Raw genomic sequence first — 24953 nt, forward strand, 5'->3', positions numbered from 1 at the left:
GGAAAAGTATGAATTATAACAGCTTAAAATCGTTACTTTTTAAACTTGATGCAGAAATGGCACATTTATTAGCTGAGTATTCTTTAAGAAGTATAAGTGCAATTTCACCAGCATTTTTAAACATTTTAGCACATTCTTATATGGTAAATGATGAAAGCTTAGAACAAAATTTACTAGGTTTAGATTTTTATAATCCCGTGGGCTTAGCAGGTGGTTTTGATAAAAATGCTACTATGATTAAGCCCTTAAGCTCTCTTGGTTTTGGTTTTTTAGAATTTGGTACCTTTACGCCAAAGGCACAAAGTGGCAATGAAAAGCCTCGTTTATTTCGCTTAATCAAAGATGAAAGCTTACAAAATGCTATGGGCTTTAATAATAAAGGGGCACACTTCATAGCCCAAAGGCTTAAAAAACTTTATCCCTTTGTATTGCCACTTGGTGCAAATATAGGTAAAAATAAGCTTACCCCAAATGAAGAAGCTTTAAATGATTATTTTTCTTTATTAAAATCCTTTGATAATTTGAGTGATTATTTTGTAATCAATATCTCATCGCCTAATACTAAGAATTTAAGACAGCTCCAAAGTTCTAGTTTTTTAAAGGAATTATTAAGCGAGGCTAAAAATATAAGCAAAAAGCCTATTTTGATAAAGATTGCACCTGATATGGATTATAAAGATGCGATTTTGCTTTGTCAAAGTGGGACTGAATTTGGGGCAAGTGGCTTTATTATAGCAAATACAAGCGTTGATTATACCTTGCTAGATAATAACCGAACCTTTGGTGGCATTAGTGGAAAATTAATACAAGAAAAAAGTGGAATTTTTTTCAAAAATGTTGCTAAAGAACTTTTTAATAAAACACTTTTAATAGCAAGTGGAGGCATTGATAGTGCTGAGGTTGCTTATGAGAGAATTAAAAATGGGGCAAGTCTAATACAAATTTTTACAGGCCTAGTTTTTAAGGGTCCTTCTCTTGTAAAAGATATAAATTTAGGATTTATTGAATGTTTAAAAAAAGATGGATTTTCTAATATTAAAGAAGCAATTGGAGTAAATTTGAAATGATAAATTATGAAAAAATAAGTTTAAAAAATAAGCTTGATGTTTATGCCTTTAAGGTAAATGAAAATAGCGATGTAATAAGCGTTGATATTTTTTATAAGGTAGGTTCAAGGAATGAAGTTATGGGAAAAAGTGGCATAGCACACATGCTTGAACATTTAAATTTTAAGTCTACAAAGAATTTAAAGGCAGGGGAATTTGATGAGACAGTTAAGGGTTTTGGTGGCGTTGATAATGCAAGTACAGGCTTTGATTACACTCATTATTTTATAAAATGTGCTAAGAAAAATTTAGATAAGGCACTTTTTTTATTTGCTGAATTAATGCAAAATTTAAGCTTAAAGGATGAGGAATTTCAGCCTGAACGCAATGTGGTACTTGAAGAAAGACGTTGGAGAACGGATAATAATCCACTTGGATATTTATATTTTAGGCTTTTTAATAACGCATTTTTATATCATTCTTATCACTGGACTCCTATTGGATTTTATAAGGATATTGAAAATTGGAGTATTGATGATATTAAGGATTTTCATTCTACCTTTTATCAGCCAAAAAATGCTATTTTGTTAGTAAGTGGTGATATTGATAGTGAAGAGGTTTTTAAGAGTGCTAAAAAGCATTTTGAACATATTAAAAACACTAAAAAAATTCCTAAAATTCATTATAAAGAACCAAAGCAAGATGGGGCTAAAAGGCTTATTATAAAGAAAAGCTCAGATACGCAATTACTAGCCCTTGCTTATAAAATTCCAAATTTTAAACATAAGGATATGGTTAGCTTAAAGGCTTTAAGTGAGCTTTTATCAAGTGGAAAAAGTGCTTTGATGAATGAAATTTTAATTGATAAGTTAAATTTAATAAATGATTATTATGCCTTTGCAAATGATAGCATTGATGAAAACTTGTTTATTTTTATTTGTGTTTGCAATAAAAATATTAAGGCAGAAGTTGTAGAAAAAGAACTTTTAAAGATAATTGAAAATTTAAAGCTAGGTAAAATTTCTAAAAAGCAGTTGCAAAAGATTAAAAATAATGTAAAAAGTGATTTTGTCTTCTCTTTAAATACAGCTAGTGCTGTTTCTAATATTTATGGTTCTTATTTGGCTAAGGGTGATTTAAATCCTTTGTTAAATTTTGAAAATAATATACAAAATTTAAGTATAGATGATTTAAAATTTTGTGCAAAAAAATATTTTAATGAAGAAAATTCAACGACTTTGATACTAAGAAAGGATTGATAAATGAATAAAATTATAGGTGCTATGACGGCTTTAATTACGCCTTTTAAAAATGGTAAGCTCGATGAGGAATGCTATGAAAGGCTTATTAAAAGGCAAATTCAAAATAATATTGATGCTATAGTTCCTGTTGGTACCACAGGAGAAAGTGCTACTCTAACGCATGAAGAACATAGAATTTGTATTCAAATAGCGGTACAAGCTTGTAAAAATACAAATACAAAGGTCCTTGCAGGTGCTGGAAGTAATGCAACTCACGAAGTAATAGCCTTGGCCCAGTTTGCACAAAGCGTGGGAGCTGATGGAATTTTAAGCGTTACTCCTTATTATAATAAACCTACTCAAAATGGACTTTTTGAACATTATAAGGCCATTGCAAATAATATTGACCTGCCTTTGCTTTTATATAACGTACCTTCTAGGACGGGCTGTGAGATTGAGGTTGATACTATCATAAAATTATTTTTAGAATGTGAAAATATTTATGGCGTTAAGGAAGCAAGTGGGAATATTCAAAGATGCGTGGAATTACTTGCAAAAGAAGAAAGAATGATTGTTATATCAGGAGATGATGCTATAAATTATCCTATCTTAGCAAGTGGTGGAAAGGGCGTTATTTCAGTTACTTCAAATCTCTTGCCTGATATGATTAGCAAATTAACGCATGAGGTCTTAAATGAAAATTATCAAGAATCAAGAAAGCTAAATTCTAAGCTTTATAATATAAATAAGATTTTATTTTGTGAAAGCAATCCTATCCCTATAAAAACTGCTATGTTTATAGCTGGGCTTTTGCCAAATTTGGAATTTAGGTTACCTTTATGTTCTATCAGTAAAGAAAATTATGCTAAAATTGAAAGTGTTATGAAAAATTATGAGATAAAAGGATTTTAATGCAAGAATTTAAAGGAAAAACCTTAGTTATAAGTGGTGGTACAAGGGGCATAGGAAAGGCCATAGTTTATGAATTTGCAAAGGTTGGCGTAAATATCGCTTTTACTTATAATTCAAATGCTGATATAGCTAGGGATATGGTTGAGGATTTACAAACAAATTATAAAATCAAAGCTAAAGCTTATGAGTTTAATATTTTAGAACCAGAAAGCTATAAGGAACTTTTTGAAAAGATTGATTTAGATTTTGATAGGATTGATTTTTTTATATCAAATGCCATTATTTCAGGCAGGGCTGTAGTCGGGGGCTATACTAAATTTATGAAGTTAAAACCGAAGGGGATTAACAATATCTTTACAGCCACGGTTAATGCCTTCGTGGTAGGAACTCAAGAAGCAGCTAAGAGAATGGAAAAGATTGGTGGTGGAAGTGTTATTTCTATATCTTCTACTGGAAATTTAGTTCACATAGAAAATTATGCAGGGCATGGCACGGCAAAAGCAGCAGTTGAGGTTATGATGAAGTATGCAGCTACTGAACTTGGTGATAAAAATATAAGGGTAAATGTAGTAAGTGGGGGTCCTATTGATACAGATGCCTTAAAGGCTTTTACAAATTATGAAGAAGTAAAACAAGCCACTATTGATTTAAGCCCTTTAAATAGAATAGGTCAGCCAAGTGATTTAGCAGGGGCATGTTTATTTTTATGTTCAAGTAAGGCAAGTTGGGTAACAGGACATACTTTCATAGTAGATGGAGGCACTACTTTTAAATAAGCTTAAAATTTTATAAATATTTAAGTGCTTAAGTGCTATATTAGATTTATTTATAAAGGATAAGCCATGTTAGGTAGTAGTCCTTATTTTAAACGTTTATCAGTGGGTCTTTATTGTCCTTATGAAGGACTTAGTGATTTAGTGGTATCTTTAAAACTCTTGTATGCTTTAAAATATATCTATAATGCAAAGGTTATTGTTTTTGGTTCTAAAGTCAATGAAAGCTTGGCAAGGGCAATTGAATTTATAGATGAGTATGTAGAACTTTCTTATGATATTAAGTATGAGAAGGATAAACGCAAGAACCGAGATATTATAAATGAATTTATGCTTGATTATATCATTCCTTTAAGGGCTGGAAATAAGAGCATAAATTTTTTAAAAAGCACAAATGCTAAATTTATTATTATTAGAACTAAAGAAGAATTAGAATATTCTTCAAGATTTATCTTTGTAAATTTTGAAAATAATAAAAAATTACAACAATCAAATGAATTTTTAAGGGTGCTTTATAGGGCTAGAAGTATTAATAGTGCTTTATTTGATAAAGAAATTTCAAAACTAAGTTTTGATATAGACATTCAAACTAAAAAAAAGCATAAAGAAAAAATTGATAACTTTTTTAAAAATATTAATAACCCCTTAAATTCAATACTTATATCACCCTTTGCTAAGGAGACAAAATATAATTTGCGTTTGAAAGATTATATAAAATTCATTAAAGAGGCAAGAACAAAGTATCCATATTTAAATTTTATAGTACTAACTAATGAAAAAACGCATGAAAATTTCTTAGAACACATTGATAAGATTGATGAAAAACTCCTTAAAAGCATATATATTTTTAAAAATGATGGAGATATTTTAAATATTTGTGAGCTTTTAAAAAGGGTAAAATGCTTAATAGCTCCAAGTTCAGGTACAATGTATCTAGCTACTATTTTAAAGATTAATAGCATAGGGCTTTATTCTTTACATGATACTGTTTATTGGGAAAGTTTTAATAAAAATTATGTTTTACTTGAAAAAATCAAGGATGGTTTAAGTAAAACAGACATTCAAAACGCAATAGGTATGCTACTTTTTAAACTTGCAGAATTTCTTAGAAAATAATCGCAACATAAGGCATTTATAGCCAAATTTTGATATAATTAATCTTATTTTTATTCAAAGGCTTTAAATTGCAAAAGATTCATTTTATCGGCATAGGTGGTATAGGAATTTCAGCACTTGCAAGATTCTTAAAAGAAAAAGGTTTTATCATTAGTGGAAGTGATTTAAAAAGGAGTAAGATTACAGATCAGTTAGAAAGCGAGGGCGTTAAGGTTAGTATTCCACACCGGGCTAGTAATGTTAAAGGCAAGGATTTAATCATTTACTCAGCTGCCATAAAGGAAGAAAATGCAGAATTTAAAGAGGCAAATAAACTTGGCATAAAATGCCTTTCTAGAAAAGAGGCCTTACCCTTGATATTAAAGGATAAAAGGGTCTTTGCAATAGCAGGGGCACATGGAAAAAGCACTACTTCAAGCATAATGGCTAGTTTACTGCCACAAAGTTCAGTGATAATAGGGGCGATTTTAAAGGAATTTGGTTCAAATATGATTTATAAAGAAAATGAAAATTTAGTCTTTGAGGCCGATGAAAGCGATAGTTCTTTTTTAAATTCAAATCCTTATTTAGCCATAGTTACAAATGTTGAGGCCGAACATTTAGAACATTATGATAATGAATTTCAAAAATTACAAAATGCTTATTTGCAGTTTTTACAAACAGCTAAAAAAAGGGTTATAAATGTAGAAGATGAGTATTTAGCTACCCTTGATATTGATGCTATAAGGCTTTATCCAAGCAAGGATATTAAAAATGTGCGTATGAGTGTGGAAAATTTTAAGCCTCAAACTTGTTTTGAGCTTAAAGATTTAGGCACTTTTTGCATAAATGGAATGGGCAAGCATTTAGCAATCGACGCAGCCTTGGCTATTTTAGCCTTAATCGATGAGTATGATATAAATGATTTAAGAACTAGGCTTAAAAATTATCAAGGCATTAAAAAACGTTTTGATATATTACATGCTAACGAAAAACTAGCAATTATTGATGATTATGGGCATCACCCAACAGAAATTGCTACTACTTTAATCGCAACAAAAGAATATGCAAAACTAGCAAAGTATAATAAAATAACAGCTATCTTTCAACCTCACCGCTACACCCGTTTAGCAGCAAATTTACAAGCCTTTGCTGATTCTTTTAAAGAAGTTGATGAACTTTTTATCTTGCCAGTTTATGCAGCAGGGGAGAAAAAAATAGTACTTGATATTAAAAAATATTTTCCAAATGCCATTTTTATAAAGGACATTAAAAGAGAGGGAGATTATCTAGTTACCAATAAGGGCAAGGTCTTAGAAGAAGGTTTAATTATAGGCTTTGGAGCAGGGGATATTAGTTTGAAATTAAGGGGAGTGTAGTGAGTAGAGTAGTAATATTTTTACTTTGTGCTTTTGCTATTTTAATTTTTGTTTACGCACTTAGAGAAAAATTAGGCAAAAAGGCTAAGCCTGCCTTTTTTATTTTATTTTTATTATTGATTTTAGGCATTGGAATTTTTGAATATAAAAACATTGTCAAAGGCCATAAACAAGACGATTTATTAATAGCCTTTAATCAAGGAAAAAGCTTAATATGCAAAAATATAATAGTTGAAAGTTCAAATTTTAATTATGAATTTGGTACTTCAAGTTTTATCTCAAAAGACATTAATAAAAGCTTGAAATTTCTAGTTTTAGACATTAAAGATTGTAAGTTAAATAATGAATGAAAATTTTAAAAATCTTTTAATAAAGCTTGATTTAAAAGAATATTTAGAAAATTTTACAAGCTTTTTTGCAAGAAAAAAAGATTTTTTTATGCAAGGGGATATAAGGCTTCATTTTAGTAGGATTAACGAACTTAGTCTCATTGAATTTAATCCACCCCCACTAGTTAAAAATTTGGACCTATCCCTAACTCACCTTAGCAAACAAGGAATTTTACACTTAGATGAAAGTTGTGAATTTGTAAAAATTATTCGTTATTTTGTGTATTTAAAAAAATTAAAATTTGAAAAAAATTTAAAAGAATGGCTTGATAAGATAGAATTTCCAAGTGTGCTTTTAGAACTTTGTGAGTATTTTGATGAAGAGAGCAATTTTAAAGAAAGCATTGATGAGGGATTTTTAAACATAAATGAGGCATTAAAAATAAAAGAAGAAATGATAAGGGCTGAGTTTAAAAAACTTAGCTATTCTAAGTCCTTAGCCCCTTATCTTATGGATACTCAAATTCACTTAATAAATGGCTTTGAGGCCCTTTTGGTAAGAGGTGGCTTTAATCATAGTTTAAAGGCTAAAATAGTAGGGCGAAGTTCAAGTGGGGGTTTTTATATCTTTCCTTTAAGTGTTGAAAATTTACAAGCTGATATTGATAAGCTTAAGGGTCAAAAAGAAGAATTATTTTACGAGTATGCAAAAAAAATTTCTTTTATCTTACATAAACAGCTTTTATTTTTGAAATTTATTAATAAGGCCTTTGATTTATTTGATAATTATAGTGCTAGAATTTTATTTGCTAAAAGTAAGGATTTTGAATTTGTCTTGCCAAGTAATGATGAAAAAATCATACTTAAAAATTTCGCCCATCCAGCCCTTAAACACGCAAAAAGAGTTGATTTAGATTTTTCAAAACGCGTTTTAATCATAACAGGGGTAAATGCCGGTGGTAAATCCATGCTTTTAAAAAGTATACTTTGTGCTTGTATTTTAGCAAAATATCTTTTGCCTATGCGTATTAAGGCAGATGAAAGTAAGATAGGGTCTTTTAAGGGTTTTGAGACCATTATAGAAGACCCTCAAAATGTGAAAAATGATATTTCAACCTTTGCTGGTAGAATGCTACAATTTTCAAGGCTAAATGGGTCTAAAAATCTACTTTTAGGCATTGATGAGATTGAACTTGGAACTGATTTTGAAGAAGCGGCATGTTTATATAGCATATTAATAGAAAATTTAATGGATAATAAAATCATAATTACAACGCACCATAAAAGACTGGCTATGCTTTTAGCAAAAAATGAAAATGTAGAATTAATAGCTGCTTTATATGATGAAAAAAACGCTATGCCAAAATATGAGTTTATGAAAGGAATTATAGGTAAGTCTTATGCCTTTGAAACGGCGTTGCGTTATAAGATTGCTCCTTTTATCATAGAAAAAGCTAGAATTTTATATGGAGAAGATAAGCAAAATTTAGAAGAATTAGTAGGAATTAATATAAATTTAGAATTAGAACTTAAAGAAAGATTAAGAAATTTAGAAAAAAAAGAAATAAAAACCAATGAAATTTTATCTTCTTTAAAGGAGCAAAAAGAAAGGCAGGATAAGGAATTTAAAGAAAGACTTCAAAGGCTTGAATTTGATTTTTATAAGGCCATAAATGAGGCCAAAAAAACTCTTGATTTTAAGGATTTAAAAGAAAAGCAACGTTCTTTAAATAAGGCAAATGAGTTAAAAAAGGCTATTAATGTAGATACTTTAAAGCAAGATTTAGAATTTAGACTTGGGGATTTTGTAAAGTATGAAAATATCAAGGGTAAAATCATAGGACTTACAAAAAATGAGGCCTTGATTGAAAGCGATGGCTTAAATCTTAGAATAGCTTTAAATTTGCTTAAAAAAACTTCAACTTTACCACAAAAAACAGCTAAAATTAATATTAATATAAAAAAACCAGCAAGTGTGAATTTAAGCCTTGATTTGCATGGTTTAAGAAGTGAAGAGGCCATTGAAAGACTTGATAAATTTATTTCAGATGCACTAATAGCAGGGCTTGACGAGGTTATAGTATATCATGGTATAGGCACAGGAAAACTTGCTTTTGCAGTGAAAGAGTTTTTAAAAACACATAAAAGCGTTAAGGAATTTAAAGATGCCACCGTTAATCAAGGTGGTTTTGGTGCTAAAATCATTAAATTTTAAAAAGGTGTTAAACTGCTTTTAACTTTTAAAATTTTATAATCAAGGCTTAAAAAATTTTAAGGTAAGAAAAATGGATTTTTTAGATGAAATGTTAAACAAAAGCCCTAAGGAAAAATTTATAGAAATTTTACAAAACGGCAATTTAGGAGCCTTAGAAAAGACCTTTGAAAGCTTTTTTGAAGAATATATAGCAATGATTGAATTACTAGAAAAACAAGGCTTAAACGAGAGGCATTTAAGGGAATTTATCCTAGAAAATGCTGAGTTAATGAGTGAAAGAAAAAACGATATTTTTATAGAACTTACGGCAAAAATTTTAGGGCACGAGGGATAAGTTGAGAAAAATTTTTATTTTGTGTGTATTTTTTATAAGTTCTTTTTGTGCTGAGCCTGAATTTGCACATATTTATGATTTTAAACTAAATAAAGATGAAAGGGCAAGTGTTGAGATAAAAGAGTTAGGATACGAAAATGATGTTCAAAATTTTGACTTTTATTGGACCCTTTTTGATAATACAAATATGATAGTTCATACAAAATTTAGAAAATACCCTCGCCAATTTGTTATGTCCTTGCGTAGAAATTTAAACTGGTATTCTCAAACACTAATCCCTGATTATACAAATCCAAATATTGACAGGGCTCGTTTGGTTTTTGAATTTAAAGACTTTTCAAGGGGGATTGCAACATTTAGGGTGTATATTGAAGATAGAGATTCTAGGCTTGAGGTGAAATTTTTAGATCCAAAAAATATGAATAATATACAAAATACAAACTAGATTAAGTAAAAAATAATAAAATAATAAAAAAAAAAAAAAGGAAATTTTGTGCAAGAAATTGATTCTTTAATAGAAAGTTTTTTAAAAGATTTAAACTATCCACCTATTTTAGATATGATGAAACATACAAATTCGGGTAAAAAACTTCGTTCAAAACTACTTTTAAGCATCGCAAAACCTAGTAAAAAAGCCTTTATACTTTGTGCTGTTATTGAACTTATACATTTAGCTAGTTTATTACATGATGATATTATTGATGATAGCAAGTTAAGAAGAGGGGTAAAATCAATAAACGCTGAATTTGGCGTTAAAAATGCCCTAATGCTTGGTGATATTTTATATGCTAAGGCCTTTTTTGAATTAAGCAAAATCGAAGCAATTTTTGGACAAATCATCTCAAAAGCCGTTTCAAATTTGGCTATTGGCGAGTTAATGGATGTAAGTTTAAGTCAAACTTTTAATAGCGACAAAAAGGCATATTTAGATATGATTTATAATAAAACTGCTGTTTTAATCGAAGCTAGTGCAAGATGTGGGGCTATTTTAGAGAATTTAAACGAAGAAAAATTTGGAGAATATGGAAAAAATTTAGGCCTTGCCTTTCAAATGATAGATGATGTTTTAGATGTTAGTGGAAGTAGTGATAAGCTTGGAAAACCTGCCCTTAATGATTTTAAAGAAGGCAAGGTAACCTTGCCTTATATTTATTTGTATGAAAGTTTAGAAGATAAAAATAAGTTAAAGACCCTTTTTAAAAAGGAAATTAGCGAAGATGAAAAAAACTGGCTTTTAAAGAGTATTGAAAAACCCTTAAAAAAGGCAGTAGAAGAGGCTAAGGAGTATGCAAATTTAGCCTTAAATGCGATTAAAGAATATAAAAATGAAAAATTAGAAAATATCGTTAAAGCGATGATAGATAGGGAATTTTAATGCATTATTTTTGTATTTCATTTACTCACAAAAATACAGATATTTCTTTAAGGGAAAAATTAAGTTTAAGTGTAGATGATAAGCAAAATGAGTTTTTAAAAATACTAAATTCAAAAGATGATATCGTAGAAAGCTTGGTGTTAAGCACTTGCAATAGGGTAGAATTAATAGCCTTTGTTAAAAAACTTAGTGGAATAGCTGATTATATGGTATCTACTTTATCCTTGCTTTGTGGAGTTGATAAAGAACTTTTAATGCAAAAGGCTGATATTTTTGAAGATAGTGGGGCAATTCATCATCTTTTTGCAGTGGCAAGTTCTTTAGATAGCTTAGTAATAGGCGAAACGCAGATTGCAGGACAGCTAAAAAATGCCTTTAATTTTTCTGTTAAAAATAATTATTGTGGTGTAAATTTAAGCAGAGCTATACAATATGCCTTTAAGTGTGCAGCAAAGATTAGAAATCAAACTCAAATTTCTAAAAATCCTATATCAGTTGCTTCTGTTGCCGTGGCTAAGGCTAAGGAATTAATAAATTTAAAGCAAAAAGAAGTTATTGTAATCGGGGCTGGTGAAATGGGCGAGTTAGCTTGTAAGCATTTAATCGCAGCTGGCGCGAGGGTGATTATTTTAAATAGAGATATCAAAAAAGCTGAAAATTTAAGTAAAAATTTAGGCGTTTTAACAAGCTTTGATAGCATAGAAAAACTAGCTAAATACATAAACGAATATGAAGTATTTTTTTCAGCCACAAATGCAAATTCAGCAATCATAACAACTTCCTTAATCAAAGAAGTAAATTTTAAAAGATACTTTTTTGATATAGCAGTCCCCAGAGATATTGACTTAGATTCTAGTGAAAAAATAAGGGTCTTTGCGGTAGATGATTTAGAAGAAGTAGTTCGTAAAAACTTAGCCCTTAGAGAATGCGAAGCCAGTGTGGCGTATTCTATAATAGGGTCTATGACAAATGAATTTTTTAAGTATTTAAATGATTTAGCCTTGCATCCTATCATAAAAGAATTAAGGCTTAGGGCAAAAGAATGTGCTAGAATACAGCTTGAAATTGCCATTAAAAAGGGCTATTTAAGAGGCTCTGATAAAGAAGAGGCTAGAAAATTAATACACCAAGTTTTTAAGGCATTTTTGCATAATCCAACTATAAATTTAAAAAAATTACAAGGTAAAATCAAAAGTGATAGTATCATAAGTGCTATGCGTTATATTTTTAATTTAAATAATCAAGAAGAAAATAAGGTTTTAATTATGGAGAATGATGATGAAATTTAGTAAATTATACGCACCAAGTTCAAAACAAGCTCCAAAGGATGCTATGTTACCAAGCCATATTTTTTTACTTAGAGGTAGCTTTGTAGAGCAAATTGGTAGTGGTTTGTATAATTTTTTACCACTTGGAAAAAGGGTTTTAAGTAAGATTGAAAATATAGTAAGAGATGAAATGGATAAGGCAGGGGCACTAGAAGTAAGCCTTAGCTTTGTAACCCCTGCTACTTTGTGGCAAGAAAGTGGTCGTTATAATATTTTTGGAAAAGAACTTTTAAGATTTAAAGATAGAAAAGAAAATGATTTTGTTTTAGGACCTACCCATGAAGAAGCCATGCTTTCAATAGTTAAAAACAAAGTTACAAGTTATAAAGAACTTCCTTTGAATTTATATCAAATAGGACTTAAATTTAGAGACGAGGCTAGGCCTAGATTTGGGCTTTTGAGATGTCGTGAGTTTTTAATGAAGGATGCTTATAGTTTTCATGCAAATGAAGAAGATTTGGGGCGAGAATTTGACAATATGTTTAAGGCGTACTCAAATATCTTAACGCGTTTAGGGCTTGATTTTAGGGCTGTTGATGCAGATAGTGGGGCGATTGGAGGAAGTGGCAGTAAAGAATTTATGGTATTAGCACAAAATGGCGAAGATGATATAATACTTTGTGAAAATTGTTCTTATGCAGCAAATATTGAAGCAGCAAAAAGGACTAAGAAAATTTCAAACGCTCCAAGACCCCAGGCAAATTTTGTAAGTAAATTTCACACTCCAAACATAAAAACCATAGATGAATTAGCCAAATTTTTTAAAATAGATAGCTTTTATACCATTAAGGCAGTGGCAAAAAAGGCAATTTATGAAAATGATGAAAAAATCGTTATATTTTTCATAAGAGGAAGTGATAATCTACAAGAAAAAAAGGCCTTAAATGCTTGTGGGGCTTTAGAATTTGAAGAAGTTGATGAAGATGAATTGGCAAAAGTTGGCTTAGAGGCTGGATATATAGGATTTGTTGGCTTAAAGGGCGTTGATTTTTATATAGACTTAGAACTTGAAAATGAAACCCAAATGATAATAGGAGCAAATGAAAAAAATTACCATTTAATAGGCATTAATGTTGTAAATTTAAAAAAAGAACGTTTTAAGGACTTAGTTGAAGTAAACGCAGGGGACAATTGCATTCATTGTGGAGGAGTGCTTAAAAAAAGTAAGGGCATAGAAGTAGGACATATTTTTAAGCTAGGACAAAAATACTCATCGGTCATGAATGCTACTTTTTTAGATGAAAATGGCAAGACAAAGCCCTTTTTTATGGGCTGTTATGGCATAGGGGTTAGTAGATTAATAGCTGTTGCAATCGAGGCTAGTCATGATATTAAGGGTTGTATTTGGAATAAGCAATTAGCACCCTTTGAACTTGATTTAATAATTTCAAATGATAAGGATGAAGAATCCTTAAAATTTGCAAATTTACTTTATGAAAAGCTTTTAAATTTGGGTATAAATGTGCTTTTTGATGAAAGAAAAGAAAGATTTGGCGTTAAGATTAATGACTTTGAATTAATGGGTTTTCCTTATGCAATTATAATTGGCAAAAAATATACCGAACTAAAAGAAGTGGAATTTATAACGAGAAAAACCTTACAAAAAATATCGGTTAAAGATTACGAAATCATAGACCTAGTTAAAAAGAATCTATTATGAATCAAAGATTTAAGATAAGTTTAACCCCTGTTATAATAAGCGAATTTATAATTAGCATTTTGTTTATATATGTTTTTGGAGTTGGAAATTTTGTAGTTTTCATAATGGCAAGTATGCTTTTAGGCGTGATTTTATTGATAATTTTTTGGAAAAATATGCTTGAATTTCAATTAAGTGGCGTTAAAAATATGATAACTCAATTTTCCTTTGTAATAGCCGGTTTTTTGCTAGTTTTCCCTGGGGTTTTAACTAGTTTTTTTGGATTTTTAATTTTAATTGTTGCCTTATTTTTTCAATTTTTTACAAAAACGCGTTATAGGCGAACTCAAAGGCAAAATATGCAAGGGAATGAAGAGATTATAGATGTAGAAATTATAGAGGATGGAAAATGAAAGAATTAATAATTGCAACTAGAAAAAGCAAACTAGCCCTTTGGCAAAGTGAATTTGTAAAGGATTTTTTAGAAAAAACTCATAAAATTTCAGTTAGCTTACAAGGCTTTAAAACAAAGGGTGATGTTTTGCTTGATTCTCCTTTGGCAAAGATTGGTGGTAAGGGACTTTTTACTAAAGAACTTGAAGAAAGTATGCTTAGAAAGGAAGCCCATTTAGCAGTTCATAGCTTAAAAGATGTACCTAGCTTTTTTCCAAGTGGCCTTGTTTTAGCTGCCATTAGTAAAAGAGAAGAAAGCAATGATGTTATGCTTAGTCAAAAATATAAAGATTTAATAGCTTTACCTATGAATGCAAAGGTAGGTACCACAAGCCTTAGACGCTCAATGCAACTTAAATTTATAAGACCTGATTTAAATATTATTTCTTTAAGAGGCAATGTAAACTCACGCATTCAAAAGCTAAAAGATGGCGAATTTGATGCTATTATTTTAGCCTTAGCTGGTGTGAAAAGATTAAATTTAGATAAAGAAGTAAATTTTATTTATATTTTTTCAAAGGATGAATTAATCCCAGCTGCAGCACAGGGGGCTTTAGGAATCGAGGCCATTGATGATGAAGAAATTTTAACCTTGCTTAAATGTTTAAATGATGAAGATGCCTTTATTGAAACAAAGATAGAAAGGGATTTTATAAGGACCTTAGATGGAGGATGTCAAGTACCCATTGGGGTAAATGCCCAGTTAAAAAATGATGAAATTTGCATTAGGGCAGTTCTTGGCTTACCTGATGGCAGTGAAAAATTAAAAGAAAAAATTTTTGTTAAAAAAAGTGAATTTAATGATATTGGTGAAAAATTTGCTAATGATTTTATAAAAAAAGGTGCAAAAGAACTTTTAGAAAGGGCTTTAAAAATGGTGTAAGAATATGCAAAGATTTATAAAAATTTTAAAAGAAAATGATTTATTAAAAATCTATAATGAGCCCTTAGATGTAGAACTTGAAATTCCACATATTGCTTATATAGAGGCAAAAAAGGGCGAAGATGGCAAGGCTTTGTTATTTAATAATCCAATTAGTAAAAAAGAAAATAAAAGCTATGATCATCCTGTTTTAATGAATGTATTTTGTAATAAATTAGCTTTAAATTTAGCCTTTACTAGAGATTTTGAAGAAGTAGTAAATGAAATTTTAAAATTAACAAAAATGCATATTCCTACAAATTTAAGTGCAAAGATTGATTTTTTTAAATTCTTACTTTCCTTAAAAAATGTACCACCAAAAAGATTAAAATTGCCTAAGCCTAAATTTAGCTATAAAGAATTAGATAGCCTTTATGATTTACCAGTGCTTAAAACTTGGGAAGAAGATGGTGGCAAATTTATAACCATGGGGCAAGTTTATACTCAAAGCCTTGATAAAAAGCAAAATAATTTAGGTATGTATCGTCTGCAAGTAAGTGGTGAAAAAGAACTTTTAATGCATTGGCAAATTCATAAAGATGGGGCAAATTTTTATAATGAGTATAAAAAAGCAGGGCTAAAAAAAATGCCTGTAAGTATAGCAATTGGTGGTGACCCCTTATATATTTGGTGTGGGCAAGCTCCTTTACCAAAAGGAATTTTTGAACTTTTGCTTTATGGTTTTATAAAGAAAAAAAGGGCTATTTTATCTGCTTGTGATAATAAAATTTTTGTTCCATTTGATAGCGATATAGTAATTGAGGGCTTTGTTGAGATAGATAATTTTAAAGATGAAGGACCCTTTGGTGATCATACAGGCTTTTATACGCCGGTTTTGCCTTTTCCTGTTATGAAAGTTGAAAAGATAAGGGTTAAGAAAAATGCTGTATATCAAGCTACCGTTGTTGGAAAGCCTCCTTTAGAAGATAGGGTTATGGGGCTTGGGACTGAAAGGATTTTTTTGCCACTTTTGCAAACTTCTGTACCTGACTTGATTGATTATAAAATGCCAGAAAATGGCGTTTTTCATAATTTAATTTTAGCTAAATTTAATCTTAAATACCCAGCTCAAGCTACTCAATTAATGCATGCTTTTTGGGGCGTTGGGCAAATGAGTTTTGTAAAACATGCAATTTTTGTTGATGAAAAGGCCCCTGATTTAGATGATTATGATAAGTTAATCCCTTATATTTTGGAGCATTTTGATAGTAACAATATCCTAATTAGCAAGGGAATTTGCGACCAATTAGACCATTCTAGTAATGATGAGTGTTTTGGTGGAAAAATAGGGCTTGATGCAAGTAAAATAGCACATGTACAAACCCTTGAAATATTAAGTGATGAAAATTTAAAAGACCTTTTTAAAAGTAAAATCGACCTTATAGATTTAAAGCAGTTTTATGTACAAACAAAAAGCCCTGTAGTGTGTATTTTAATAGATAAAAAAGAAAAAATTTCAACACTTTTTGGAAATTTGCTTGAGTTTAAAAATCATTTTAGAATTTTAGTATTTTTAGATAAGGAAAATAAGCTTGAAAATCCATACATGCTTGTTTGGAGAGTAAGTAATAATATAGATGGATTAAGAGATGTTTTTATAAAAGATGAAAGGGTTTGTTTAGACGCTACTAAAAAGGGAAAATTAGAAAATTATACAAGGCAGTGGCCAAAGCAAGTTGATTGTTCAAAGGGCGTTTTAGAAGATTTGGTTTTAAGAAAGATTATACAAAATGATACTCAGCTTTTTGACAAATTTGAAATTTAATAAAAAATTAACAAAAAAGTTCTTTAAAAACAAGAGATAATTTGTTAAAATTGCTTACAAAGTGTTTATTAATTTTTGTAATAGTCGATATAGAGATTGACTAACACAAAAAAATTTTAAAAAGGATTTTAAGATGGAAGTGACAAAATTAGCTATGCAAGGTGTGCAAATGGATACAACTTCGGCTGTATCTAAGACAGATTTTGAGTCTAGTAATTCGCAAAGTGCTAGTACTACTAATACTACACAAAGCGTTCAAAGCCAGGATGGCATTGAGAGTACTCAGCAAAGCGATAAAGGGTTAAGCGAAAAGTTAGCCGAGATTACGCAGGAATTAAACGAGCAAATGGAAACTATGGATTCAAATATTAGATTTGGTTATAGTGATGAAATTGATCGCATGTATGTTAGCGTAGTAGAAAAGATGACAGGCAAGGAAATTCGTAGAATTCCAACCGAAGAGGCCATGCGTTTAACCGAATATTTTAGAGATGCAATGGGCATGATTTACGATGAGGAGGTTTAAATGGCAACAGAATCAAGTAGCTTATCAAGCTTAGGTTTTGCTTCTGGTGTTTTGACACAAGATATTATTGATCAGTTAAAGGCAACGGATGAGACTTCTAGACTTACGCCTTATACTACGCAAATAGAAAGTAATACCACAAAACAAACCGATGTAACAGAACTTATCACTATGCTTTCTAGTTTGAAAACTTCTGTTTCAACACTAGGCGATGGTACGATTTTTACAAAAAGAAGTGTTACAGCTAACAAAACAGATGACCCAGCTGCTACTTTAACAGCAGATAGTGGTGTAGCTTTACAATCATTAAATGTTAGTGTTACTCAATTAGCACAAAAAGATGTGTATCAAAGTGCAGGTTTTTCAAATAATACAGGTTATGTAAATTCTAGCCTTACTTCTCCTACTGCTTTTACACTCTTTGTTGATGGACAATCTTATACTATAAATGTTACTTCAAGTATGACTTATCAAGACTTAGCAGATGAGATTAATAGTGCAACTGATGGGGCTATAGTAGCAAAGATAGTAAATACAGGAGAAAAGGATGCTCCTTATAGACTAACCCTTACCAGTGGTGATACTGGGTCTGATAATGCTATTACTTTTTTTGCTGGTACAAAAAATAGCACTACTTCTACTTATGAAACAAGTACTGAGGCAGAGGAAATTTTAAAAAATTTAGGTTGGGAGATGGATACTAGTACTAGTTCAGTTGACGTTACTGATTCTAGCTTTGCTGGTTATGGTATCACAAATGATGCAGACTTACACGTACAAACTGCACAAGATGCTTATTTTACAATAGATGGTATCAAATACACTAGGTCTTCTAATACCATAGATGATTTAACCACAGGTCTTACACTAACCCTTAACACAATAGGCGATATAAATTTTGAAGTAACACAGGATTTATCATCTGCTACCGAGGCTATGGAAAGTTTAGTTGAAGCTTACAATAACCTAATCGCTAATCTTTCAGCTGCTACTGACTATGATATTGATACTGGTACTTCAGGTAGCTTAGTAGGGGTAAATGCAGTAACAAGCATTAAGTCAACTATAAATAAAATCCTTTTTGGTTATCAAACAGTAATAGGCACAGTTGAAAACGATGATGGTACTTATTCAACTTCTCAAGTTTCAGTTTCTTTGCTTGATTATGGTTTAAGTGTATCAGATGATGGGGTATTAAGCTTTGATTCTTCTACCTTTGAAAGCAAGATGAAAGAAGACCCTGACTTTGCCGAGGAATTCTTTGCAGGTATTAGAGAGTATGAAACCCTTACTTATACTAGTAATCTCATTAAAACAGGTTCTTTAGAAAAAGCATTGCAAGATGAAGGTGGTTCTATAACCTTTAGTTCAGGTGATTTTAAAATAATCTACAATGAAACTACTTATGATTTGTATAAGAATAAAGATGGTTCTACTTTTGTTTTAACAGGTAACACCGAAGAAGAAATTATGCAAAATTTAGTTACTCACATTAATGACCTTGGTATAGAAGGGCTAACTGCTAGCTATGAAACCTATAATAAAAACGGCGAAACAGGTTATAATCTAGTATTAACTGGTACTACCGGTTCGAATTTGCAAATCAAGGGTGATAGCGATTTTCTTAGTACCTTTGGTTTAAAAGAAACTACTATGTATGCAAGTATCAAAGAAGCAACCGGTATCTTTGCTGAGTTAAAAGATGCTATTAATGGTATTATAGGTACAAATGGTTCTTTAACCTTGTATGATGAAAGCCTTACTTCTTCTACTACAGCACTCACTGAGTCAAAAGAAAGGGTACAAGAAATGATTGATGCTAAATATGCAACTATGGAAAATCAATGGTTGCAGTATGAAAAGATTTTAAGTGCCCTTGATTCTCAACTTTCAGCCGTTGAAATGTTGATTGAAATGATGAGTCAGTCTGATGATTAAAAGAGTTAGCAATGCAAAATAAGTTAGCTTGTAATGCGTATTCTCAAAATCAATTGGGGGTAGAATCCCCCCAAAAACTCGTAGAAATGCTTTATGAGGGCATTTTGAAATTTTGTGCTAGGGCAAAGGTTTATATACGTAATGAAGATATAGAACAAAGGGTATATTATATTAAAAGGGCTACTGCAATTTTTGTAGAATTAATAAACGGGCTTGATTATGAAAAAGGTGGCGATGTGGCGTATTATTTAGCTGGTCTTTATACAAGAGAAATTCAACTTCTAGCATTAGCAAATTTAGAAAATAACGAAGCTAGGGTTGATGAGGTGATAAATGTAGCCAAATGTTTGTTAGAGGTTTGGAGGGAAGTGCATAGTGAAAAAAAACAAGACTTGGCTTGATGAATTTAAATTAGCCTTATTTTTGGATGATATAGGAAGTTTTGAAAAATTACTTAATAGAATAGAATATAATCAAAGTGAATTAGTACAAATCAGGGCCTTATTAATAGAGGCCATAAAATTAGTTAAACATAAAAAAGACTTACAAGCTGTTGAAATTCAAAAATGCCGCAGGGCATTAAAATATGTCAAATCGTGAGATTGTGAAAATATTAAAGAATATGAAAATATTAAAAAATAAGTTATTAAAAATTTAAAAGCATAGCGATAAGCCGAGTTCTGTCGTGAATGCTCATTTATCTAGTTTTGTTTTTACAAACAAAATCAAGCGAAGGGTTAAAAACAAAGACTTTAACCATCCCTTCTTGCTGCGAATTGGGTTTACATAGCCGAAATTGTTACCAAAAACGCTGGTAGGCTCTTACCCCACCCTTTCACCTTTTCCATTTTCATGGTAGTTTACTTTCTGTTGCACTATCCCTTAGGTCGCCCTAGCCATCTGTTAGATGGAATTCTTGTCTTTAGCAGCTCGGACTTTCCTCTTCAAAATGAAGCGAGCATTTACTATGCTTTGTGTGTAATTTTATCTAAAATTTAGTAATTTTTATTAGTTTATAAAAAAATATTTGTTAATATATCGCTCATTTTTTATTAAAGGATTATGATGGCAACTTACTCAATGGGAGATTTGAAAAAAGGCTTAAAAATTGAAATCGATGGTGTTCCTTTTAAAATCGTAGAATACCAGCATGTAAAACCCGGTAAAGGACCTGCCTTTGTTCGCATTAAGATTAAATCATTTATCGATGGTAAGGTACTAGAAAAGACCTTTCACGCAGGCGATAAATGTGAGTCTCCAAATTTAGAAGAAAAAACTATGCAATACCTTTATGATGATGGGGAAAATTGTCAATTTATGGATACTCAAAGCTATGAGCAAGTTGGCATTAGTGATGAGGATGTTGGAGATGTTAAAAAATGGATGCTTGATGGTATGATGGTTGATGTGCTTTTTCACAATGGCAAAGCAATAGGCGTTGAAGTACCCCAAGTAGTTGAGCTTAAAATCGTTGAAACTGCCCCAAATTTTAAAGGTGATACTCAAGGTTCTAATAAAAAACCAGCCACTTTAGAAACGGGGGCTGTTGTGCAAATTCCCTTTCATATCTTAGAAGGTGAAGTAATCCGCGTTGACACAGTGCGTGGAGAATACATAGAAAGGGTAAATAAATAAAGATTTGCTTTTATATTAATGGCAAATTTGCCATTAATTTTTTTTAAAACTTTCAATTTATTTTTTAACTTTTTAACTTTCTTAAAAAATATCAAAAAATTTAATATACAAAACTATAAATTTTAAAACTATTAAAATATTTTTATTAAAATTTTATAAATTAAATAAAAAATACTTCAATCATTAATTTTTATCAAAATAAAGGCAAAATTTAAGCTGAATTTTTATTAAAATTTTTATCTTTCATAAAAAATTTCTAACAAAAATCTAAATATTAAAAAATTTTTATTCTCTTTAAATACCTTAAAAATAGTTATTTTAGATATAAATTATAATTTTGATTAAAAAATTATATTAATATTTTATTAATTTTATATTTTTTTAAAGAATTTTAAATATAATTTCTTTTGATTTTTTAAGGAGAGAAAAATGAACGCAGTAAATACTAGCTTTATTATGCTTTGTTCTTTACTTGTTTTGCTGATGACACCGGCATTAGCTATGTTTTATTCTGGTATGGTAAGAAGTAAAAATACTCTAAATACCATTATGAATTGTTTTATAGTCTTTGGTGTCATTAGCTTACAATGGGTTTTGATAGGCTTTAGCTTATCATTTGGGGATGATAGTGGCACTGGTCTTATAGGGTCCTTTGCAAATTTTGCCTTAAATGGCATTAGTGGGGAAAATGATGCAGGCGTGCCAAATGTCCTTTTTGTGATATTTCAAATGATGTTTGCATTAATCGCTTCTGCTATTATTACAGGAAGCTTGGTTGGACGCGTTAAATTAGGCGTTTTAGTGGTATTTTTGCTTTTTTGGAGTACCTTAGTTTATGATGTTTTAGCCCATATGATTTGGAGTAGCGATGGCTTTTTGTTAAAAAGAGGAAGTCTTGATTTTGCTGGAGGTGGAGTTGTGCACATTAGTTCAGGCGTTGCAGGTCTTGTTGGTGCCTTAATGGTAGGGGCTAGAAATGAAAAGCCTACACAAACAGCAGCCCATTCCATACCTTATGCCTTTTTAGGGGCAATCTTACTTTTTATAGGTTGGCTTGGTTTTAATGCAGGTAGTGCAGGTGAGATCGATGAAATAGCTGTAAATGCTTTTATAGTTACCATATTATCAGCGTCTATGGGATTTTTAGTATGGGTTTTGGCTGAGTGGATTAAACATAAAAAGCCATCCATTTTAGGAGGACTTAGTGGGCTCGTGGCTGGTCTTGTAGGCATTACACCAGCTTGTGGTTATGTTGGGATTCTTGAGAGTATGATTATAGGTGCTATGAGTGCGATTTTTTGCTACATGGGACTTAGTTATATAAAATACAAACTTGGCTTTGATGATACTTTGGACGCCTTTTCTTTGCATGGAATAGGTGGTGTTTGGGGAGGCATTGCAACAGGGCTTTTTGCGAGCGATAGTGTAAATAATGGTGCGTCAAATTTAGGAGAGGGCTTATTTATAAGTGGTTCTTGGCATTTGCTTTTAGAACAATGCCTTGCTATAATAATTTGCATTATACTTTCTGCTATAGTAAGTTATGCGATTTTTAAGTTTATCTCACTTTTTACTAGTCTTAGGGTTGAAAAAGAAGATGAAAATATAGGACTTGATATTATCTTACATGGTGAAAAAGCTTATAATTAGTTATTCAAGGGCTTAAATTTTTAAGTCCTTGAATTTGCAAAAAAATGATAAAATACGAATTTTTAGAAAAATTAGAAAAAATGGGGTAAAAATGAAAAATAAGTGCTTTAGGTTTAAGTGCGATTTTTGGGTTGTTCCGATTCATTAAATGATACTTTTTCAAAAGACAAATATTGTTCTAATAATCACAAAGATGAGCTTTATACTAAATTTGAGATGCTTAATAAGCTTAAAGGTAAATTTGGTAAAAAAGAAGAAGTTAAAAATGGTATTTTTGCTAATAAAAATGCAGATATTCTTTCAAAATTTTATGTTTTTTGTAATGATAACTTAGATGTAACAAATGCTATTAATTGTAAAGAAGTTGTTAATATAGTTTATTTTGAAAAGCATCCTATACAATGGCAATATTAAAATAAATTATTTTTAATAATTTTGTATTTTTTTTATTTATTGCATTTATAGTTTTTGCGTTAAATCTACTTTCTTTGTAAGCTATGGCTAAAATTATTTTATAATCTATCTTATAGGTATTATTAGCAAATTTAAGATAATTTTCTAATCTATCTTCAAAACGCTTAAAAAGGCTTCTTGAGGTAATTTTACCTTACCTATTGTTTTCATCCTTTTTTTGCCTTCTTTTTGTTTTTCTAAAAGTTTTCTTTTGCGTGTAATATCGCCTCCGTAGCATTTTGCAGTTACATTTTTACCCATTGACTTAACCGTTTCTCTTGCTATGATTTTATTTCCAATACTTGCTTGAATGGCTACTTCAAAAAGCTGTCTAGGGACTATTTCTTTCATAGCCTTTACAAGTTCACGTCCCTTGCTAAGTGCTTTTTGACTAGGTACTATAATGCTTAATGCGTCTATATTTTCACCAGCTACCTTTATATCAAGCTTTACTAAATTAGCATCTCTAAATTCAATAGGTTCATAATCAAAACTAGCATAACCCCTAGTTAAGCTTTTTAATTTATCATAAAAGTCCATAACTATTTCATTTAATGGTATATCATACTCAAGTAAGACCCTTTCAGGCGTTATATAATCCATTTTTATTTGAATTCCTCTTTTATTATTTAAAAGCGTAATTAAATTTCCTAAAAACTCACTAGGGCTAATGATTGTAGCACGAACAAAGGGTTCTTTTATATAGGCTATTTTATTAACAGCTGGTAGTTCGCTAGGATTTTGAATTTTAATCATAGAATTATCAGTTAAATAAACTTCATAAGTCACGGTTGGGGCTGTGGCGATTAAATCTAGGTTAAATTCCCTTTCAAGCCTTTCTTTGATTACTTCCATATGTAAAAGCCCTAAAAAGCCTACTCTAAAGCCAAAACCAAGAGCAAGGGAGGTTTCAGGTTCATAAGTTATAGAACTATCATTTAATTTTAATTTATCAAGTGCCTCTCTTAAATCTTCAAATTTATCAGTTTCTATTAAATAAAGCCCTGCAAATACAAAAGCTTTAGCTTGTTGAAAGCCTACTATTGCTTCTTTTGCCTTGTTTTTTACTAAGCTTATAGTATCGCCAACTTGCACGTCCCCAAGTGTTTTAAGTCCAAGTACCACAACTGCGATCTCGCCTGCACAAATTCTATTTGTCTTTTTAGGATTTATAGGGTGAGGATAAAAAAGTTCTTGCACTAAATGCTTTTTTTCAGTACTCATTATTATAACTTCATCGTTTTTACTAATACTTCCTTCATAAACTCTAACAAGGGCTAAGGCCCCTAAATAATTATCAAACCAAGAATCATAAATTAAAGCCTTAGTTGGGGCGTTTTCATTTGCCTTTGGAGGTGGAATTTGCGTGATTATCCTTTGTATCAATTCTTTAATGCCTTGTCCTGTCTTTGCACTAACGCAAATTGCATCCTTGCAATCAATGCCTATAATATGTTCTATTTCATGTTTAACCCTATTTATATCAGCTGATGGCAAATCGATTTTATTAATAACAGGTATGATTTCTAAATTATTTTCAAGTGCTATATAAACATTAGCAATGGTTTGGGCTTGTACCCCTTGACTTGCATCAACTACAAGCAAAGCCCCCTCACAACTTGCAAGGCTACGACTTACCTCGTAACTAAAATCAACATGGCCTGGGGTGTCTATTAAATTTAATATAAAATTTTCTTTATTAAAAGTGTATTCAAGGCGAACTGATTGGGCTTTTATAGTAATTCCTCTTTCTTTTTCTATATCCATAGTATCCATAACCTGTTCGCTCATTTGCCTATCGCTAATCGCCCCACACTCACTAATAATTCTATCAGCTAAGGTGCTTTTCCCATGGTCAATATGTGCTATTATGGAGAAATTTCTAATATTTTTCATATAAGACCTTAAATTTCAAAATTTAAAAAAGTAAAATTGTAACAAAATA

General features: G+C 30.6%; 24 protein-coding genes, 1 other RNA gene and 1 pseudogene. 23 read left to right on the top strand and 3 right to left on the bottom strand.

What is annotated here, in order from left to right; genetic code table 11:
• Positions 1 to 8: 8 nt before the first annotated feature.
• The 20 genes and pseudogenes from FMM56_RS08065 (at position 9) to FMM56_RS08160 (ending at position 19870) form a co-directional block, all read left to right on the top strand.
• Positions 9 to 1067 carry a quinone-dependent dihydroorotate dehydrogenase gene (locus tag FMM56_RS08065; protein ID WP_150140418.1) on the top strand — a complete coding sequence of 353 codons (1059 nt, stop codon included), beginning with the start codon at positions 9 to 11 and terminating at the stop codon, positions 1065 to 1067.
• The gene (locus tag FMM56_RS08070; RefSeq protein WP_150208325.1) at positions 1064 to 2305 is read left to right on the top strand and encodes a M16 family metallopeptidase; all 1242 of its coding nucleotides are present in this window, start codon (positions 1064 to 1066) and stop codon (positions 2303 to 2305) included. The genes FMM56_RS08065 and FMM56_RS08070 overlap by 4 nt, the downstream gene beginning before the upstream one ends.
• 3 nt (positions 2306 to 2308) lie before the next feature.
• A complete protein-coding gene (gene dapA, locus FMM56_RS08075) occupies positions 2309 to 3199 on the top strand; it encodes a 4-hydroxy-tetrahydrodipicolinate synthase (protein ID WP_150208327.1) in 891 nt (296 codons plus the stop codon).
• Complete coding sequence (locus tag FMM56_RS08080) at positions 3199 to 3975, top strand: enoyl-ACP reductase (RefSeq protein WP_150140422.1); 777 nt, start codon at positions 3199 to 3201, stop codon at positions 3973 to 3975. The genes dapA and FMM56_RS08080 overlap by 1 nt, the downstream gene beginning before the upstream one ends.
• Before the next feature lie 66 nt (positions 3976 to 4041).
• Positions 4042 to 5088, top strand: a complete 1047-nt coding sequence (locus tag FMM56_RS08085; RefSeq protein ID WP_150208329.1) for a glycosyltransferase family 9 protein — start codon at positions 4042 to 4044, stop codon at positions 5086 to 5088.
• Positions 5089 to 5156: 68 nt separating this feature from the next.
• Positions 5157 to 6446, top strand: coding sequence for a UDP-N-acetylmuramate--L-alanine ligase (murC, locus tag FMM56_RS08090; protein ID WP_150140426.1), 1290 nt, complete (start codon positions 5157 to 5159; stop codon positions 6444 to 6446).
• A complete protein-coding gene (locus tag FMM56_RS08095) occupies positions 6446 to 6796 on the top strand; it encodes a hypothetical protein (RefSeq protein ID WP_150140428.1) in 351 nt (116 codons plus the stop codon). The genes murC and FMM56_RS08095 overlap by 1 nt, the downstream gene beginning before the upstream one ends.
• Entirely contained in the window at positions 6789 to 8990 is a 2202-nt protein-coding gene (locus FMM56_RS08100; protein WP_150208332.1) for an endonuclease MutS2, read from the top strand. The genes FMM56_RS08095 and FMM56_RS08100 overlap by 8 nt, the downstream gene beginning before the upstream one ends.
• Before the next feature lie 70 nt (positions 8991 to 9060).
• Entirely contained in the window at positions 9061 to 9324 is a 264-nt protein-coding gene (locus FMM56_RS08105) for a DUF2018 family protein (protein ID WP_150140432.1), read from the top strand.
• Between the two features lies 1 nt (position 9325).
• Positions 9326 to 9739, top strand: a pseudogene (locus FMM56_RS08110) (exporting protein); the annotation flags it as partial.
• 78 nt (positions 9740 to 9817) lie between these two features.
• Positions 9818 to 10699 carry a polyprenyl synthetase family protein gene (locus FMM56_RS08115; RefSeq protein WP_150140436.1) on the top strand — a complete coding sequence of 294 codons (882 nt, stop codon included), beginning with the start codon at positions 9818 to 9820 and terminating at the stop codon, positions 10697 to 10699.
• Entirely contained in the window at positions 10699 to 11988 is a 1290-nt protein-coding gene (gene hemA / locus FMM56_RS08120; protein WP_150208334.1) for a glutamyl-tRNA reductase, read from the top strand. The genes FMM56_RS08115 and hemA overlap by 1 nt, the downstream gene beginning before the upstream one ends.
• The gene (locus tag FMM56_RS08125) at positions 11975 to 13687 is read left to right on the top strand and encodes a proline--tRNA ligase (RefSeq protein WP_150208336.1); all 1713 of its coding nucleotides are present in this window, start codon (positions 11975 to 11977) and stop codon (positions 13685 to 13687) included. The genes hemA and FMM56_RS08125 overlap by 14 nt, the downstream gene beginning before the upstream one ends.
• Positions 13684 to 14079, top strand: a complete 396-nt coding sequence (locus tag FMM56_RS08130; protein ID WP_150140442.1) for an integral memnbrane protein — start codon at positions 13684 to 13686, stop codon at positions 14077 to 14079. The genes FMM56_RS08125 and FMM56_RS08130 overlap by 4 nt, the downstream gene beginning before the upstream one ends.
• Entirely contained in the window at positions 14076 to 15002 is a 927-nt protein-coding gene (gene hemC, locus FMM56_RS08135) for a hydroxymethylbilane synthase (RefSeq protein ID WP_150208338.1), read from the top strand. The genes FMM56_RS08130 and hemC overlap by 4 nt, the downstream gene beginning before the upstream one ends.
• Positions 15003 to 15006: 4 nt before the next feature.
• Positions 15007 to 16806: a menaquinone biosynthesis decarboxylase gene (locus FMM56_RS08140; protein WP_150208341.1), complete on the top strand. Its 1800-nt coding sequence runs from the start codon at positions 15007 to 15009 to the stop codon at positions 16804 to 16806.
• Between the two features lie 133 nt (positions 16807 to 16939).
• On the top strand, positions 16940 to 17332 hold the full coding sequence (locus FMM56_RS08145) for a flagellar protein FlaG (protein WP_150140448.1): 393 nt from the start codon (positions 16940 to 16942) through the stop codon (positions 17330 to 17332).
• Positions 17333 to 19270 (top strand): flagellar filament capping protein FliD, encoded by a 1938-nt coding sequence (fliD, locus tag FMM56_RS08150; protein WP_150208343.1) that lies wholly within the window; start codon positions 17333 to 17335, stop codon positions 19268 to 19270.
• 11 nt (positions 19271 to 19281) lie between these two features.
• Positions 19282 to 19671, top strand: a complete 390-nt coding sequence (fliS, locus tag FMM56_RS08155; RefSeq protein WP_150208346.1) for a flagellar export chaperone FliS — start codon at positions 19282 to 19284, stop codon at positions 19669 to 19671.
• Positions 19646 to 19870 (top strand): hypothetical protein, encoded by a 225-nt coding sequence (locus tag FMM56_RS08160; RefSeq protein ID WP_150140453.1) that lies wholly within the window; start codon positions 19646 to 19648, stop codon positions 19868 to 19870. Before fliS ends, FMM56_RS08160 begins: the two co-directional genes overlap by 26 nt.
• 53 nt (positions 19871 to 19923) lie before the next feature.
• Here the strand turns inward: FMM56_RS08160 and rnpB are convergent.
• An RNA gene (gene rnpB / locus FMM56_RS08165) (RNase P RNA component class A) lies at positions 19924 to 20244 on the bottom strand.
• A gap of 91 nt (positions 20245 to 20335) precedes the next feature.
• Between rnpB and efp the strand changes: the two genes are divergently transcribed.
• The 3 genes from efp (at position 20336) to FMM56_RS08180 (ending at position 22969) form a co-directional block, all read left to right on the top strand.
• Positions 20336 to 20905, top strand: coding sequence for an elongation factor P (gene efp, locus FMM56_RS08170; RefSeq protein WP_150140454.1), 570 nt, complete (start codon positions 20336 to 20338; stop codon positions 20903 to 20905).
• A gap of 429 nt (positions 20906 to 21334) precedes the next feature.
• Positions 21335 to 22555: an ammonium transporter gene (locus FMM56_RS08175; protein ID WP_150151774.1), complete on the top strand. Its 1221-nt coding sequence runs from the start codon at positions 21335 to 21337 to the stop codon at positions 22553 to 22555.
• A gap of 126 nt (positions 22556 to 22681) precedes the next feature.
• Positions 22682 to 22969 (top strand): hypothetical protein, encoded by a 288-nt coding sequence (locus FMM56_RS08180; RefSeq protein WP_150139916.1) that lies wholly within the window; start codon positions 22682 to 22684, stop codon positions 22967 to 22969.
• Here the strand turns inward: FMM56_RS08180 and FMM56_RS09450 are convergent.
• Positions 22950 to 23156 carry a transglycosylase SLT domain-containing protein gene (locus FMM56_RS09450; protein ID WP_150139987.1) on the bottom strand — a complete coding sequence of 69 codons (207 nt, stop codon included), beginning with the start codon at positions 23154 to 23156 and terminating at the stop codon, positions 22950 to 22952. The genes FMM56_RS08180 and FMM56_RS09450 overlap by 20 nt on opposite strands.
• Entirely contained in the window at positions 23114 to 24904 is a 1791-nt protein-coding gene (lepA, locus tag FMM56_RS08190; RefSeq protein WP_150139917.1) for a translation elongation factor 4, read from the bottom strand. Before lepA ends, FMM56_RS09450 begins: the two co-directional genes overlap by 43 nt.
• Between the last annotated feature and the right edge of the window lie 49 nt (positions 24905 to 24953).

Origin of the sequence: Campylobacter sp. LR264d (assembly GCF_008633895.1) — a bacterium.
Lineage (GTDB): Bacteria > Campylobacterota > Campylobacteria > Campylobacterales > Campylobacteraceae > Campylobacter_D.